General features: G+C 39.1%; 18 protein-coding genes. 3 read left to right on the top strand and 15 right to left on the bottom strand.

Features of this window, described 5'->3' with window-relative positions:
• Positions 1–669, top strand: a 669-nt coding sequence (locus tag BM000_RS07380) for a DUF4317 family protein (RefSeq protein ID WP_245751602.1), incomplete at its 5' end; no start/stop codon positions are given.
• 377 nt (positions 670–1,046) lie between these two features.
• Here BM000_RS07380 and BM000_RS07375 read toward each other — a convergent pair.
• From BM000_RS07375 to BM000_RS16640, 3 genes are all read right to left on the bottom strand, one after another.
• The gene (locus tag BM000_RS07375) at positions 1,047–1,313 is read right to left on the bottom strand and encodes a hypothetical protein (protein WP_091496405.1); all 267 of its coding nucleotides are present in this window, start codon (positions 1,311–1,313) and stop codon (positions 1,047–1,049) included.
• A complete protein-coding gene (locus tag BM000_RS07370) occupies positions 1,310–1,516 on the bottom strand; it encodes a helix-turn-helix transcriptional regulator (RefSeq protein ID WP_091496403.1) in 207 nt (68 codons plus the stop codon). Before BM000_RS07370 ends, BM000_RS07375 begins: the two co-directional genes overlap by 4 nt.
• 324 nt (positions 1,517–1,840) lie before the next feature.
• Complete coding sequence (locus BM000_RS16640; RefSeq protein ID WP_177178247.1) at positions 1,841–2,062, bottom strand: hypothetical protein; 222 nt, start codon at positions 2,060–2,062, stop codon at positions 1,841–1,843.
• A 508-nt stretch (positions 2,063–2,570) separates the two neighbouring features.
• On the opposite strand from BM000_RS16640, the gene BM000_RS16985 reads away from it, so the two are divergent.
• Complete coding sequence (locus BM000_RS16985) at positions 2,571–3,278, top strand: DUF6973 domain-containing protein (protein WP_245751600.1); 708 nt, start codon at positions 2,571–2,573, stop codon at positions 3,276–3,278.
• 170 nt (positions 3,279–3,448) lie between these two features.
• Here the strand turns inward: BM000_RS16985 and BM000_RS07355 are convergent, their stop codons facing one another.
• The gene (locus tag BM000_RS07355; RefSeq protein WP_091496399.1) at positions 3,449–4,435 is read right to left on the bottom strand and encodes a Gfo/Idh/MocA family protein; all 987 of its coding nucleotides are present in this window, start codon (positions 4,433–4,435) and stop codon (positions 3,449–3,451) included.
• Positions 4,436–4,512: 77 nt separating this feature from the next.
• Positions 4,513–5,373, bottom strand: coding sequence for an NAD(P)-dependent oxidoreductase (locus tag BM000_RS07350; protein WP_091496397.1), 861 nt, complete (start codon positions 5,371–5,373; stop codon positions 4,513–4,515).
• 203 nt (positions 5,374–5,576) lie between these two features.
• On the opposite strand from BM000_RS07350, the gene BM000_RS07345 reads away from it, so the two are divergent.
• The gene (locus tag BM000_RS07345) at positions 5,577–5,924 is read left to right on the top strand and encodes a hypothetical protein (RefSeq protein ID WP_091496394.1); all 348 of its coding nucleotides are present in this window, start codon (positions 5,577–5,579) and stop codon (positions 5,922–5,924) included.
• A gap of 162 nt (positions 5,925–6,086) precedes the next feature.
• Here the strand turns inward: BM000_RS07345 and BM000_RS07340 are convergent, their stop codons facing one another.
• From BM000_RS07340 to BM000_RS07295, 10 genes are all read right to left on the bottom strand, one after another.
• On the bottom strand, positions 6,087–7,289 hold the full coding sequence (locus tag BM000_RS07340; protein WP_091496392.1) for a MalY/PatB family protein: 1,203 nt from the start codon (positions 7,287–7,289) through the stop codon (positions 6,087–6,089).
• A complete protein-coding gene (locus BM000_RS07335; RefSeq protein ID WP_091496390.1) occupies positions 7,279–7,758 on the bottom strand; it encodes a RidA family protein in 480 nt (159 codons plus the stop codon). Before BM000_RS07335 ends, BM000_RS07340 begins: the two co-directional genes overlap by 11 nt.
• Positions 7,759–7,790: 32 nt before the next feature.
• Complete coding sequence (locus BM000_RS07330; protein ID WP_091496388.1) at positions 7,791–8,411, bottom strand: helix-turn-helix transcriptional regulator; 621 nt, start codon at positions 8,409–8,411, stop codon at positions 7,791–7,793.
• Between the two features lie 22 nt (positions 8,412–8,433).
• The gene (locus BM000_RS07325) at positions 8,434–9,789 is read right to left on the bottom strand and encodes a TldD/PmbA family protein (protein ID WP_091496386.1); all 1,356 of its coding nucleotides are present in this window, start codon (positions 9,787–9,789) and stop codon (positions 8,434–8,436) included.
• Positions 9,782–11,173 (bottom strand): TldD/PmbA family protein, encoded by a 1,392-nt coding sequence (locus BM000_RS07320; protein WP_091496384.1) that lies wholly within the window; start codon positions 11,171–11,173, stop codon positions 9,782–9,784. The genes BM000_RS07325 and BM000_RS07320 overlap by 8 nt, the downstream gene beginning before the upstream one ends.
• 16 nt (positions 11,174–11,189) lie before the next feature.
• Entirely contained in the window at positions 11,190–12,155 is a 966-nt protein-coding gene (locus BM000_RS07315; protein WP_091496382.1) for an ABC transporter ATP-binding protein, read from the bottom strand.
• Positions 12,156–12,164: 9 nt separating this feature from the next.
• On the bottom strand, positions 12,165–13,187 hold the full coding sequence (locus BM000_RS07310; RefSeq protein WP_091496380.1) for an ABC transporter ATP-binding protein: 1,023 nt from the start codon (positions 13,185–13,187) through the stop codon (positions 12,165–12,167).
• Between the two features lie 15 nt (positions 13,188–13,202).
• Positions 13,203–14,132 carry an ABC transporter permease gene (locus tag BM000_RS07305; RefSeq protein ID WP_342708160.1) on the bottom strand — a complete coding sequence of 310 codons (930 nt, stop codon included), beginning with the start codon at positions 14,130–14,132 and terminating at the stop codon, positions 13,203–13,205.
• A 10-nt stretch (positions 14,133–14,142) separates the two neighbouring features.
• Complete coding sequence (locus tag BM000_RS07300) at positions 14,143–15,063, bottom strand: ABC transporter permease (RefSeq protein ID WP_091496378.1); 921 nt, start codon at positions 15,061–15,063, stop codon at positions 14,143–14,145.
• A gap of 89 nt (positions 15,064–15,152) precedes the next feature.
• Positions 15,153–16,826 (bottom strand): peptide ABC transporter substrate-binding protein, encoded by a 1,674-nt coding sequence (locus BM000_RS07295; protein WP_218144088.1) that lies wholly within the window; start codon positions 16,824–16,826, stop codon positions 15,153–15,155.
• Positions 16,827–17,010: the final 184 nt, after the last annotated feature.

Genomic DNA, 17,010 nt, shown 5'->3' with positions numbered 1-17,010 from the left:
TTTGACTATGTCGAGAAAGCCTTTAAATATAATGTTATTGTTGATCCAATTATTAACTTGACGCAGCCAATCGGCGGCTTTCTGTTTCCTTGCTTTACAGACAATAGTGCCGATGTTAATCACATCCTTTACGCTGCACCAAAAGCAAATGAACCTGATGTCAACTTTATTGATACTGTCCTTAATGCCGAGGAATCAATTACTGCTCAGGAGGATAAGATTATTATCTTTGAAGAGATTGTCCGTGATGCAGTGGGTCATAAATTAAATACAACTACACTTGCTAATGTTTATGAAGAAATTAATCGCGTGGTCGAGGAACAAGAGTCAGAGGAGGACATTGCAAAGCTTTACTACAGGGATGTTGAACAAGTCTTAATTCATAGTGGGGTTGAAGGTATTAATACCGAGAAAATCAAGACCGCCTTTCATAATGTGCTTGATGATGACCAATATGAGTTAAAAGCCAAAAATATCGTGCCAAAAAATAAATCAAAATCGATTAAAATTAATACTAATGTTGCTGTTAGCCCTGAGGATTTACGGCACTTGCGTCAGGTTCACTTCGCCGGGAAACGTTATTTAATGATTGAGGTTGAAGAGGATACTATTATTGACGGTTTCACCATGATTCCTGAGTTATTTGGGGAGAAGGCTGAGGAGGAATAAGCCGCTCCCCCCAAAAAAAGGGGAGCGCTGCAATTTCATACGGTTTGCCATGGTCATGTCAAGCTTATGCCGGTCTTTATTTGTTGCACAACCTAACAAAAATCGAACACGCCTAGTTAGCGATTGATTATTAGCTAGCCAAAATTAAAATTTTAGCTTTCGGGAAACTATTTTAATTTAAATCGTTAATGTATAATAGTTTCTACTTTGCACCAATCAACTCTCCTTGCGTCTCTTTTTAATAATATAAAGAGGGATCTCGGCAAGTTGAAAGCAAATGAATACAATCAACGTGATTAAAAGTGCTTGACTTGTTGGCACAGCATCAGGACCAAAGCGAGCCAGTCCACCAAAAAAAACACTAATCAGAAAACCGATTATACTAAATTTGAGATGACTAATAGTAGCCTTTTTACCCGGTGCTTGATCGTAAACATCATATGAAACCCCATGTTGGCAACGAGTAAAACAATCATACTAATTTGTAATACAATCCAAACGGGATTGCTTAGCATAGCGTTAATACTGTCGGTGATGGCCTGATAACCCATCACAATGATAATTCCAGTCGTCTGGACTAAAAAAGCAAGTCGAATACTCTTTAATGTTTGCCCTCTAAGTCGTTCATCTTTTATTTTTTTCATTTTACATCCTCCTCTTCCTGCCAGAATAATTGATCCAAGGTTTGCCCAACCGCATAGCAAATGGCTAAACATAAATTTAGGCTAGGGTTATACTTATCCTTCTCGATTAAACTAATTGTTTGCCTTGTTGCTCCAACTTGCTCGGCAAGCTGCTGCTGTGTTAAATCAACCGTTACCCGTGCTACTTTGACCGGATTGCTCATAAGCATAACTCCTCTCGCTTATATTGTAACATATATATTTCATAAAGGTATATATATGTTACATTTTCCTCATAAAAAAACCTTTATCTAAAAGCGATAAAGGTAAAAAAAACTTTATGCCTCAAATAAAACGAGACTTACAACCTAAATACAAAAACTTATAGTATCGCTCATAATCATTGCAAGTAGACTTACAAATAACTAGCCACTTACGGAAATACGTTCAATAACCATATTTACTATACTTTTCTTATTGTCTTTCAGAAGGGTACTTGGGGTCTAGTATTGTAAAGAGATTATTATATAGAGACTTCATTGACATTACTAGTCTGTTTTCACACGGTAGTTACTTATTACTTCGTTTTCATCAAATTCTAACTCTAGAACTGTACTATCAATTCTTATTATCCCACGTTCATTTCCGAGATAATAGGTTAATACTTTACTCTCATTGTTATCAACCATCATTGGTTCTCCTAAAAACGAGTATATTTCAGTTATATCCATACCTAGTAATTGATAGTTTTGAATAAGGTCACCTATCATGTAGACCCTTTTATCCTCATGTTCTAGCCATCTCTTCTGAGAGAATTCATTGTAGCGATTGTTTACTAATAGTATAACTAGATTTAGGATACAAATTAAAATCATGATACTATTAGAATATTTTATCATCTTAGTTTTTTTTATCGATAATTTAAATGTCATGTTTAAAAAAAAACCACTAACAAGCATAAATATTAAAGGTGCACTAATTATTAGAAGCGTCATAAAGTCAACAACAGGCTTAAACTCTATAATTAAAAAGATATAGATCAAACTAATAAAGAATGAAAAAAAACTCAAGATTATGTAAAAAAGCGAAAAAAATCTTTGTAAAAACAAAATATTCTCTCTCCTTTTATTGGTTTATTCAAATATAACATAAAGCAAGTACTATACGGTATTATTTTTATAAAAAAAAACAAAAAATTACAATTAAACGTTTACAAAGACGCGGTGCATATGTAATAATATAACTGAAATTCCATTTTTAATACTAGGAGGAGAAAAATTGATTAAAAAAGCATTAATTATTTTAAGTTTTTTTCTGATGATAACCCTTTCACCAACCATTTTAGCAGCGGCTGAGAAAGACTACTTGACAGAACAAGAAGTTAGAAGTATTAGTTTTGAAAATTTAAACACTATTTACCAAGATGTTAAAGGGAGTATTAGTCATTACACTGAACATGAATTTAATCTCTTAGTTACACAAAAAATCAGAGATTTTTTAGAAATTGAACAAGATACTATCCTTCCTCTGGGTTATGAACTTCCTGGTGGATTAAGAATAACTCAGGCGGAAGTAAATTTAGCAAAGAGTAATCCTGGTGAGTTTACAATTTATGGATCAACAGCATTAGCAGCCATAAACCTTAGTGAAGCGATCTATAACTCAGGTCTATCTCAAGGAAATGGTGATGCATTCAGACATGCATATTGGAATGCAATACTCGTTCAGGAATTTGGAGCCGTTACAAGAGGCCCTGCATATGGAGTAGAAAGAGCTGAGATATGGACTACTGCTCACGAATCAGAATCATCAGGAATAGATAAGGAAATGGACTTATACAACAATTATGTGGGTAGAGAAATCGGTTATTTTAATTATACACAATCTAGAACTCATATTAGCAATACCTTACAAACATTAGTGAATCAAGGAACTCTTGTTAGAATAGTAAATAATAGATTAGTTGCAACAGATAGTACCAAATAAATATCAATTTATTATTAATTAGCGTATTAGAGCTCACTCTAAAAAAGGGTGCTCTAATACGCTTCACTAAACTTTACGTTCTAGCAAAGAGGAACAGAATTTTATTCACTGCACAATAATAATGAACTTGAACTGTTCTGTTCACTAATATAAAATACAGTTCTACTTCACTATTGTCTTTCAGAAGGGTACTTCAACCCCCATTGTTCACGCACTTGATCCATTAATTGTAAAATCGCCAGTGATTCATCAAGCGTGATAATATCACTTTCTAACTGACCATTCAGCAATAAGCGGCCAACTTCTTCCGCCTCAAATTGATAGCCTGAAACCGTTCTGTTATCTTTGAATGTTTGGACAGCATTCTCACCATAAAGTGTTGCCTCTCTTGCATATAGAAAGCCCGGTATTTGAATATATCCCTTTGTCCCATGAATGGTCGCTTCATTCGTTAAGCCTAGTCGAACCCCACCATTCAAGCTTGCCGCCTTACCATTAGGATACGATAACAGAATAGAGAAATGTTCATCTACCCCAGTCTCACCAATATGGGCTGTGCTCATAATTTTTTCAGGATGTGGACCCAACACCATTGAGGCGAATGATATCGGATAGATTCCCGTATCAAGTAGTGCTCCACCCCCAAGTTCAAGATTAAGCAAGCGCCATTCTGGTTCCCAAGGTGCTTTAAAACCAAAATCGGCTTTTACTAAGCGAACATCACCTATCTCTCCTGCTTCGATCCAGTCTCGTACCTTTCTGATAACAGGTAGAAATCTTGTCCACATCGCTTCCATTAAAAACAGTTTTTGGTCACGTGTGAAGGAAATAAGTTCAGCTAGCTCCTTGGCATTGACTGTAAAAGGTTTTTCACATAAAACAGCCTTTCCTGCTCGTAAACAGGTTAGGACATTCTCTTTATGAAAAGGGTGTGGTGTTGCGACATAGATGACATCGATAGCAGGGTCTGCTGCCAAGTCCTCATAGGAGCCATATGCTTTGGGAAGATTAAATTTCTCGGCGAACTTCTCTGCTGAAGCTAATGTTCTTGAACCTACCGCATAGCCTTCTCCATTTTCAGCATGAGCCAAATCCTTTACAAAAGATTCAGCAATACCTCCTGTTGCTAGAATACCCCATTTTAATTTCTTTCCCATCAAATCGCTCCTTTTTGTGATTGCGTTTACATTTGTTTATAGTTTACTATAAAAATGACAAATATGAAAATTTTTCATCATTTGTTTTTTATAAATAACTGATAGATGGCTGATAAGTCCTCGCGTCCATAACCATATTGCTTGGCAAGACTATACAGCTCCTTCGTTACTCCTGCAATGGGTAATGAAGCACCTTGGTCAAAAGCCGCCTTACTGACTAAATACAAATCCTTATGCATGTGCTCAAGTGGAAATTGCTCGGCAAAGTCCTTCTCAATCAGCTTGTCCCGCTTTGTGGCTAAAATTGGTGCTGTTGTAGGGCTGCTTAATAACGTATCGACTAAAGTCTGCTCTTCTAGTCCAATTGCTTGTCCGAAAGCAACCGCCTCTGTGAAGGTAGCCATTGCCTGTGCCAGCATGAGATTAATAACAAGCTTCATCGCTGATCCTTTCCCATGCTCGCCATGATATTGAATGTCCTTACCCATTACCTCAAGCATCGGACGAACCTGTGCTAAATCTCCTTGATCACCACCCACCAAGAAAATTAACTCACCTTTTTGGGCAGGGATTTTTGATCCAGAAACCGGTGCATCGAGAAACCGCGCGCCTTGCTCTTCAGCTCGCTGAGCAAATGCTATACTTGCTTTCGGTCCAACTGTACTACAATCGACCCATAAAGGTACCTCTGCGTGCGTTAAAAACCCGAGCGGACCAAATGCCAATTGATTAACTACCTCTTCATTAGTTAACATCGTAATAACGACATCTACCTGCTTTGCCAATGCTTGCGGGGAATCAGCCCAGATTGCACCTTTTGCTAACAAGTTCGTTGCCTTTGACTTCGTCCGATTATGTACAACTAGCTCATAGCCATGATCAAGTAAATTCTCAGCCATATGGTTACCCATAATTCCTAATCCAATAAAACCAATCATGTCTCTTACCTCCTTGCTTTATTATTTATTATACACCATTTCTTAATAGCTTTGTTCATATGACCTAATTGTACATTTAAGAAAAACGTTAACTGTTTTTTTGAGTAAACACATTTTCTACTAGAAAATTTTTATCATGATTTACTCGCATCAAATGACAAGCTTCGCTATACTAGACTTATATTTAAGGAGGTGAGACTAAGATGGATCATGCAATCGAAACACGTTTTAATCGGTTAGAGGATATGATTGGCCAATTAATTAACATGGTCGCTTCAATTAAGGAAGATTATATTGCTTTAAAAGCACAACAAGATAATATGCGCAAAGATCAAGTAGCCATGCGCGAGGATATTACTGAGCTTCGTAACAGTCAAAATAAACTTCAAACCGTGATGGAATCTATGAAAGAAGATAATGAAACAAGACACCGCGAAATTTTCAAAGGATTGTCCACCATGGAAGCAGACCGGGATTTGATTTGGGAAAAGTCCATTTTCAATGAAAGGGAAATTGCTAAAATGCGCCCTCATGTTTTTACAGCACAATAATACCCTTAAAAACAACAATGTACCAGTGTAGGTGCGCAACCTTCTGGTACATCATTTTTTCCATCTGAAGTGGCTTAGCCAAACCATTTCACTGCGTTCAATACTGGTTCTTATCTAACGATTAGCTGTTTTACTAATAACGAATTGCTATTTAAGTAGTGGTCAAGACTTTTTTTTAATACTGACCAAACCTCTTCTTAATGCTGCTTGATATAATAAATGCATTGACTTTTCTAGCTCTGCCCTTGGACATGCAACGTTCATGCGCATAAAACCGCTACCCTCTACGCCATAATTAAGACCGGAATCCAAATCTAGATAAGCTTCATTAATAAGAAATGACTCTAGGGTTTCTTGACTCCACTCCAGTTTGCTGAAATCTATCCAGACTACATAAGTTCCTTGGGTATCTATTACTTTGGCAAATGGTAGATACTTGTACAAGTAGTCTTGAATAAAATTAATATTCTGTTTAACATAGCTAAGCATCTCAGCCAGCCATTCTGCTCCTTCCGGTGAGTATGCAGCACACACTGCTGCATGAGTCATTGGATCAATACTACCAAAGTGATCAGCATTTCTTTGTTCTTTGAAGCGCTCGCGGATAGTCAAATTGGGGATAATAACATTAGCATGGTTGACACCAGTTAAATTAAAGGTCTTACCTAGTGATGTCATAACAATGCCAAAGTGATCAGCGTTAAGCACTGAGCTGTAGGGAATCGTATGTCGGTCAGTAAAATTAATTTCCGCAAATATCTCATCACTAATAACAAGCGTTTGGTATTTTTTACTAAGCTGAGCGATTTGTTCAAGCTCATTCTGCTCATAAATCCGCCCAACTGGATTATGTGGATTACATAATATAAATATCTTGTTTTTCGGTTCCGCCATGCATTGCTCTAAATGGTTAAAATCTATCTCATATTTACCATCCTGATAAATGAGTGGATTAGAGCATATCGTTCTATTTAAACGGGCAATAGCCTGTTGATACCGATGATAAATAGGTGGTTGTACGATAATGCCGTCTCCCGGCTGTGTAAAGGCGCGAATGGCTGTTGCTATCGAGAATATCGTTCCATACGTAGGGATAATCCAGTCTCTAGCTACTGCCCAATGTCGTTGAGTAGCCATCCACCACCGTAATTGATCGAGATAGTGACGATCAGCTAGCGTAAAGCCTAATAAGCCGTTTTGAGCCCGGTCAGTAATCGCATCAATAATAACAGGGGCGGTCTTAAAGTCCATTTCTGCACCTGCATAACTAATAATGCCTTTCTGTTCTATTAACTTTGGATGGCTGATGTATTTCATATTTCCAATATTTTCTCGATTTACTAGACGGTCGAAATCAAATTTCACAAGAGCCCTCCTTGGTTACTTCAATAATTGCATCAATCTCTACTGTCACATCTAAAGGCAACTGATTGGTACCAATCGCAGTTCGGGCATGGCGACCCGCCTCTCCAAAGATGTCAAACAACAAATCTGAGGCCGCATTAATGACAATATGCTGCTGATCAAAGCCTACATCACTATTTACAAAACCATGTATTTTAATAAATTCAACAACACCATCAAGACTGCCAATATGCGCTTTAACTGCTGCGAGCAAATTAAAAATACAAAGGCGTGCTGCTTCTTGGGCATAGGACAGATCTCGATGTCCCCCGACTTTCCCTACATATAGTGGTGTGCCATTTAGCATGGGAATTTGTCCAGAGACATATAATAGTTTACCTGTTTGCTTAACTGGTAGATAGGAAGCACCTGGTGGAGCCGCCTCTGGTAGCTGTAATCCTAATTCCGCTAACCGTGCTTCAATCCTCATTGTTCTCCCCCCTGTCATTTACTGTTTTAACTTTATTGCTCAATTTCTTTAATGTATTTATAAATGGTGTACCGTGACATGTTTAATCGTTCCGAAACATAAGGCACAAATTTTTTAAAATTAAAGGCCTTTTCTTGCTGTAAAAGTCTTAACAACTGAATCCGATCTGAACGATTCATAGCATCTACACTTTTACCAATTTTCAGCAAGCATGTATCAAATAGAATCGACAATCGGTTTTCATCTAATTCAGTGATGGCCAGGTCGAGGTCAGTATCAACCTTCATAAAGTCATATTGAATTTTTGAGAAGGTGTAGATGTGCGTAAAATCATAATTAATTCCAAGTGCATAGTGATAGGCCTGCCCCTTATAGTGAAATGTTGACGATTTAATTTTCCTACCGGAGTGCGTGGTGACCAGATGATTAACAAAATCTTGATTTAGAAATACCTCTTCCTCGCCCGCCTCATTTCCATAGACATCCTTTGTAGAGCCCACAGTACGGTCAGTCACGTGCCCGTTGTAAATCTTTACAATGGGATGTTTAGGTACACTCATATCATGGATTAATGTTTCACATTGCTGTCCGAACATCGAAGAAATGCCCTTCGCTAAACCATCTAAAAATTCAATTGCTTCTTTTTTTTCCATTGAAACTCACCTCTAACCATACTTATTTTCCAGTGATATGAAGCTTATCAACTAACATACTTGGCGAACCCACTGCGTAGCTCTGTCTGAGGAATTCTTCAATATACAAGTCAGAGCCTGTCGCAAGTACTGATTGAAATAATTCTTGCAAATTACCCGAAATCGTCAAATTGGTAACCGCATCTTCTATTTTACCATTTTTTACGATTACTCCTCTACAAGGTATTGAAAATTCACCAGAAGCAATATTAATTGAATGAAAGACATCATAGGATTCTGTAATGTAAATGCCGTCTCCCATCTTTTCTAATAGTTCATCAATAGACTGTTCTGAAGCCTCTATATAGAAAATAGTTGGCGTTATAATAATATCAGTCGGGATTGTCCCACTTAGCAGGGCATATCTCCCCGCATTCCCTGTGGATGCCATTCGCCGCTCCCCAGCACTTGCCAAATTCTCCATAAGGGCATTGAGCTTACCACATTCAACTAATGTTTGCGTTTGTACTGGCGAACCCTCACAGTCAAAATCATAGGTGTAGCCAGTTAGCGGATGGTTAGGTACATTTTTAACAGAAAAAGCTTCTGAACCAATTTGTTCACCTAGCTTTCCAGCTAATGCTGAAGAGCCATCATTATACTTCATACCACTAAATAATTGCCAGGCGGTCATCATTATGTTTACCCCAGCGGTCGCATCAAGAACTGCCTTGTAATAGCCTGTTTCTAGTTTTACTGGATTAATTTGATACTTAAGAATGTTATTAATCTTGTCACAAATATGAGTGTAATTAAAGCCAGTTAAGGAGGTAGCTGTCGCCTCAAGTGATGCGTTATAGTCCAAGCCATTATACGTTGCCATTACAGTTATGTTTGCATAGTAAACCGTTTTGTGTGATTCTAAGTTAACACCATTAGAATTTATTACATGAGATGAACGATGGTCTGCACGGATAGTTGTTGTTGTATTCAATATCTGCTCATTTGATTGCCTCATCATTGATTCGCATATTTGCGCCTGCTGCTTTAAGCTATCGAAGCTTGAATGCTCTGCCTGTGTTGGCTTGAGTACTTGTTTAACTGTCTGGCTTGTATTTAACTGATCCTTGCCATCACGTTCAACAACTTCAGAATTTTGGTATGCTCGTTTAATAACTTGCTCAGGTTCTTCAGCCAAATCCTGCGTGTAGGCGTAGCCCGTTCTAACCCCTGATGCTCGAACAAACAGCTCCGTCACATTCGATACAGAGGTTTCCGCAACAGCTCCATTTGTGAAAATGAGTGACTGCCGCTCAATCGTTTCTGCATTTACCTCTGCTTCTTTAATTGGCGCTGGTAAGTGCATTAAATACGTGTAATATTTAGCTAAATCAGCCATGACTACCACCCCCTATTGCCATCTCAGTCACACGCATGCGCGGTTGAAAGCTTGTCACTGGGCACAAGCCAGAGGCTGCCCCACAAAAGCCACCATACTCTGTCTCTAAACGTTTTCCGACCCGATCAACCTTCTTCATTATATCGATACCACGTGCATTTAAGGTAAGGCCTTTAATTTGGTAATCAATTTGGCCATTCTTAATCCAATAGCCATCGATTACTTCAACAGAGAATTCACGTCCACCTGTACCACCACCCATGCCCTTAACGTAGAGCCCCTCGTCAACTGACTTAATCATTTCATCATCATCATCAGTCCCTGCGGCTAAATAAGTATTGGTCATGCGGGCAACTGGTGCATACGTATAGCTTTGTCTACGGCCGCTCCCTGTAGAAGGTAAACCAAGTCTTCGCCCTCCTAATCGATCACATAAGTAACCTGTTAAAATCCCATTCTCAATTAATATGTTTTTTTGAGTTGGGTGCCCCTCATCATCAATTGCAGCTGACCCGTATAGCCCTGGAATTGTACCATCATCAATAATCGTGACCTTATCCGAGGCTACCTTCTTCCCGATTAGGTCAACAAAATCACTGCGCTGGCCTGCAATTGCTGTTGATTCAAGCTGATGACCACACGCCTCATGCCAGAACGTGCCACAGCTTCCAGACTCAAATACGACAGGAAAGACTCCTGTAGGGGCACTTTTTGCGCGCAATCGCTTTAAGATGTTTTTAACAAACTGTTTAGCAAAATCAGTATAATTAGCTGTTAATCGAAATGTCTCAAATCCATGTGGTAAAACATAATCCTTCCAATCAAATAACGACTGTTGGCCATCCTGCACTGTCGCCTGCAAACGCAACCGACTTGTCACACGCCGATCCTCAGTCAGCAATCCATTACTGTTACAAATGGTAACCCGCTGATCAGTATCAAAATAGTCGACATTTGCTTGTTTAACTTTAATACCTGAGTCTTGAATCGCACGATAGGCTTCCTTGGCTACTTTAATCTTGGCAAGATTGTTTACTGATGCCGGGAAGATTTCAACACGGTTTGGGTTTTGGTAACGTTTTTGGGTAAAATCGTGGACCTTAGCTTGATTGTTGCCTTGATTTTTTAGTAACTGGGCAAGCTGCTGTGCTACCGCAATCAAATTATGAAAGGACAAATCATTTGTGTGCCCATAGACACTTTTTGACCCAAGTAGTAAGTAAACACCTACTCCCGAAATCCGGGTTGTGGTAATATTCCGGATCGATCCGTTAGCACATTTTATATTCAACTCATCTTTTTCTTCAAAATAGAGTTCTGCAAAATCACTACCTGTTGCTAATGCTTCATTTAAAACGGCGCACATTTGTGCTTCTGTTATCATGTGATTACCTCTCCTTTTACCAATTTTCGCTATGTACCATGTGGCAGGCAACTGTTTGACCAGAATCATGCGCTTTCAAAGCAGGCATACTGTCCCGACAAATTTCCTTAGCAAATGGGCAGCGATTATAGAACCGACACCCCTCGTGCTCAATTGTTAGGGGTTTTGCCTCACCTTTAAGTGTTGATTGCTGTTGCTCATGTTTTGGGTCAGGTACCGGGATAGCCTCAAGCAACCCCCTCGTATAAGGATGGAGCGGATTTTTAAATAGTTGCTCGGTAGAGGCTTTTTCAACTAATGTCCCTAAGTACATGACCGCAATATGATCAGATATATAGCGCACCATATGGATGTCATGAGCAATAAATAAGTAAGTTAGCTTTAAGCGGTCCTGCAAATCAATTAATAAGTTAATAATTTGCGCTTGAATTGAGACATCTAAAGCAGAAATCGCTTCATCACAGACAATTAGCTCGGGATTAACTGATAAGGCACGGGCAATACCGATTCGTTGCCGTTGCCCACCACTGAATTCATGAGGAAATCGATTGGCATGCTCACGGTTTAAGCCAACTAATTCTAACAGCTGATAAACACGCTCAATGCGCTCCTTCTTAGTTCGGAAAAGCTTATGAATCTTTAGTCCTTCTTCCAAAATTGATAGCACTGTCTTACGTGGGTCAAGTGAGGAATAAGGATCTTGAAAAACCATCTGTATTTGCTTAGCTAACTTTCGAGTTGTCCGACGATCCGCTTTATGAATATCTAATCCACGATAAAGAACTTTACCACCGTCGGCATCATAAAGCCTAACAATTGTACGTCCAACCGTTGTCTTACCACACCCAGATTCGCCGACAACCCCTAAAGTCTCACCTTCATTTATAGTAAAGCTAACATTGTTGACAGCTCTAATTCTCTTTTTTCGTGATCCGATAAATTCCTTTTGAAGGTCAATAACCTCTAGAATTGGCTCAGCCATTTAATCACCTCAACTATACTTTTTAACTTCTTCGTGTTCACGCTCAACACGAGGTGCTCGCTCGTCAAGCAGCCAGCATTTTGCTGATTGACTAGCTGATATAGATACGGACTCTGGTTCTACTTCTTTGCAAATATTCATACAAAATTTACAACGTGATGCAAAACCACAGCCTTTTGGTGGAGCAATTAAATCCGGTGGCGTACCAGGAATTGTTTCTAATTTGCCCATCCGTTTGCTACTGACCTTTGGAATACTTTGCAGTAACCCCCATGTATATGGGTGCTTTGGTTGATAAAAAATTTCTTCAACAGTTCCGGTTTCGACTATTTTTCCAGCATACATAACAGCAATACGATCAGCCATTTTCGCCACGACACCGAGATCATGGGTAATCATAACAATTGACGTCCCATGCTTCTCTTTTAAATCATTCATCAGTTCCAATATTTGTGTCTGTGTCGTCACATCTAATGCAGTAGTTGGCTCATCAGCAATTAGAATTTTAGGATTACATGCTAGCGCAATGGCAATCATAACCCGCTGCCTCATTCCACCTGAAAACGTATGGGGATAGCGTGATAGACTATCTTTCGGATCAGGGATGCCCACTTCAGTTAATAATTTTATAGCCTTTTTAACAGCATCTGCTCTTGGAATGGGTTCATGGTTCCGAATACCTTCAATAATTTGATCACCAATCTTCATTGTTGGATTTAAACTTGTCATTGGGTCCTGAAAAATCATCGATAGCTCTTTGCCGCGAAGCTGTTCCATTTGTCTATCCGTATAATGCGTGATATCCTCACCTTGGTAAATAATTTGTCCTTGGATAATACGTCCCGGCGGTGATGGAATTAATTTCATCACATTTTGAACAGCAACACTTTTACCACTACCAGATTCTCCTACGATAGCTAATGTTTCGCCTTCCTTGACATGAAAAGAAATATTACGCACAGCCTGTACCTCACCAGCATACGTATCAAAAGAAAACTTAAATTGCTTTACTTCCAATAGGGTTTCTTTCATTTGCTCACCCCTCTCTCAACTTCGTAATTTAGGATCTAATGCATCGCGTAAGCCATCACCGAATAAGTTGAATGATAGCATGGTAATCGAGATTAATAGCGCCGGAATTAATAACTGGTATGGATAAATTCGGAAAACGGCTGTTCCAAGATTAGCAAGCTGACCCCAGCTTGGGATTGGGGGTGAAATCCCCAAACCAATAAAGCTTAAGTACGCTTCTTGAAAAATCGCTCCCGGCACGCTCATCGTCATACCCACGACAACGATACCTAATGTGTTAGGTACTAGATGTTTAAAAATTAACGATAGATGTGAGGCACCTAATAACTTGGAGGCTAAAACGAATTCACGTTCTTTCAATTGTAGAATAAGTCCTCGTACATCACGTGCTGCTCCCATCCATCCTGTTAAAGCAAAGGCAATAATTAACGGAATTGGCCCCGAACCGAACACGAGCATAATTAAAATGACATAAATCATCGAGGGAATACAAATAATAATGTCGACCGCTCGCATAATGATTGTGTCGATAAAGCCACCAAAGTAACCAGAGATGCCACCGATGACAATTCCAATTACACTTGGGATAATTGAGCCAAAAATCCCAACCGCAAGTGAAACACGGGCACCAACCCACACGCGCACCCATAAATCTCGACCAAGTGAATCCGTACCAAAAAAATGATCCCGTGATGGCGCAGCATTGGTATTACTTAAATTTTGATCCATGTAGCTATATGATGACAGTTCAGGAACAATAATAGCCAGGATCAAAATAAGAATAATACAGATTAAGCCAAACATTGCAACCCTGTTTGCAATTAGGCGCCTTCTTACGTCACTCCAAAAAGAAATCGTCGGTCTTACAATCGGGTCATTAGCATGATCTGTTGCTCCAACTCGTTCAAAAGGGTTTTCGATCATAAACTGTTCACTTCTACTCATTTATCTCACCTCACTTCATTAACCTGATCCGTGGATCAACAATGCCATATGCAATATCAACGAGAAAATTAGCAAAAACCATAAAAATACCAAAAAATACAGTCAGTCCCAAAGTTACCGTATAATCTAAACCAGTAATTGAATTAATAAAATGCTGACCCAAGCCTGGTAAGGCAAAGATCTTCTCAACAACAAATGTGCCCATAAGCACACTAGTTACCATTGGACCAAGCATTGTTAAGATTGGAATACTAGCATTTCTAATTTGATGACGCCTAACGATTTTCCCTTCACTTAAGCCTTTTGCCTTGGCCGTTTTCACATAATCCTGTGACATGACCTCAAGCATACTCGCTCGCATCACTCGTGTTAATATTGCCAGTAACGATAAAGCTAGTGCAATTGTGGGCAGGATCGTATGCCATTCCGTTTGCCATTGTGCCATCGGCAAAATTTGCAATTTCAAAGCGAAGATATATTGTAGAAAAGAGCCCAATATAAAGCTTGGTATTGAAACGCCAATAACAGATAACAATACACATAAATAATCAGTCAGTTTACCACGCTTTCTGGCGGATAGTACGCCAAGAAATAACCCAATCGGCAGGGCAACAGCTAGTGCTCGCAACCCTAAGTCAGCGGAGACTGGAAATGATGTGGCAATTATCTCATTCACTGTGCGATTTCGATATTTAATGGAGTAGCCGAGATCACCTTGAAGTAAATTTTGCATATAAGTCAAGTATTGCTCAAACAAGGGCTTATCCAATCCATAATAGCTCATCATCTTTTCCTGCATTTCAACAGTGAGCAAGGTTTCCGTTTGAAACGGGTTGCCCGGAAGGGTTCTTAATAAAAAGAAGGATAACGTAACAAGTAAAAAAATGGTTACAATAGAGATAATAAATCGCTTAACAATAAACCTAATCACGCTCAATCCGCTCTCCTTTCCCTTCTAGAATGGAAAAGACAGGGTCAACGATCATAACATAACGAGCGCGTCCCCATCTTATTGCTTAACTATTCAAGTATTGAAGCATAGATAAATTCTATCGAACCTGTTTGTCTACCATAATGCAGATCGCCTACATAATCCTGGACCAGGTATGCCGAACCAGGTAACCACAGTGGAACCGTAGCTGCACTCTCCAATAGGATAGACTCTGCCTCTTGCAATTGTTCCATACTAGCATTAAAGTCTTGGTTACTTGCTTGCTCAGTTATTAGCTCAGAATACGCATCATTTTCCCAGTTCGAATAATTATTTCCATTACCTACTGTAAAACCTTTTAGGAGCGTATCTGGATTTACTCCTGTACTCTGACTAACAAGTGTAATATCAAAATCCCCTTCTATTAAAGCACCAATTGCCTGTGGAACTGGTAAAATACTTAAATTAACATTGATGTTTAACTTATCGCGCCAGTTTTCCTGCAATGCTTCTGCATACTGCTGGTGAACGGGAGAATCCATTGACACATAAGTAATGTCCGGTAATTCAGCTGGATCTGACAGACCTAGCTGATCAAGTGCTTCTTCCAAATAAGCCAGTGCCTGTTCTTCATCTCCACCGCTTGGTACATTGGTTGAATTAGGGAACAGCGTTGTAAATGGATCGCCCTCAATTAAGATTGATGGATCGACCATCCGTTCAGCCACTTCAGTTCCTGGAGAAGCAATGGCATTTACAATCGATTCCCGATCAATCGCATAGCTTAGTGCTTTCCGTAAGCTTTCATTATTCAGTAGCTCGCCCTCATCACTATTTAGCGCTAAGTATTGCAAAGTGCCCCCAGCATAAGTTCCATAATCCGAAAAACTGACTGTCTGACTTGCTGAAATGGAGTAAAGTGCATCAACATCACCTAATTCAAACATACTTACTCGCGTATTTTCATCTGGAATAATTAACTCAATGACTTTATCTAGCGTTATCCGTTCCGCATCCCAATAAACTTCATTTTTTTCTAACTCTATTGTTGATTCTTTTTCCCAGCTTGTTAGTACAAATGGACCCGTACCAATAAACGTTTCAGGATTTGACCCATAACTCTCACCATGCTCTTCAACGAGATCTTGTCTAATCGGATAAAAATTAGTTCCTTGGGCAAGCTGATCAATGAAAAAAGGATTATTAACGGCAAGGGTCAATTGCAATGTTTTATCATCGAGTGCTTCGATACCAACTTCACTTTGCTCAGTGAGCTCTCCTGAAGCATACGCTGCGGCATTTACAATCGAATCAAATGAGCTTGTTTGAGAAGAACCTGTATCAGGATCTAATGTTCTAAAGAATGAGTAAACAAAGTCATCAGCTGTAACCTCAACCCCATCTGACCAAGTTGCATCACGCAAATTAAACGTGTAGATAAGTCCATCTTCAGAAATATCGTAGGAATCCGCTAACCCACTTACCACTTCATCGTAACTATTGCGGACAAGACCTTCATTAATGGCATACATAATTAATGCGGACATTTCATCATTAATTAAGCTAACATCTAAGGAAACCATGTCATTGTGACCGGCAAACGTAAATATTTGGTCAATATTAGCTTGTTCAACATCATTACTTTCATCACTATTTTCTGATGGAGGCGTTTCAGTTCCTGTCGTAGTCGAGCACGCAGCTAATCCAAACAATAATGCAAGCAAAGATAACCCCACAAATCTTTTATTAAACAATTTATTCACCTTTTGTCCCCCTAAGCTTTAGTTATATTTGAATTATTTGAGCAGCTTCTTTCAGCTAATCGAAAGTGTCTTCAGTTAACTTTTGCGAGGCTATCGCCTTGTGTGCCAGCTCTAAAAAACTAGCAATGCGAAAAATCAGACAATTCAAAATTTATTTGCTAATCATATCATCGACTTTTCACCA

This window comes from Amphibacillus marinus, from assembly GCF_900110345.1.
In the GTDB taxonomy this organism is placed as follows: domain Bacteria; phylum Bacillota; class Bacilli; order Bacillales; family Amphibacillaceae; genus Amphibacillus_D; species Amphibacillus_D marinus.
This window is presented reverse-complemented; position numbering and strand designations above follow the sequence as displayed.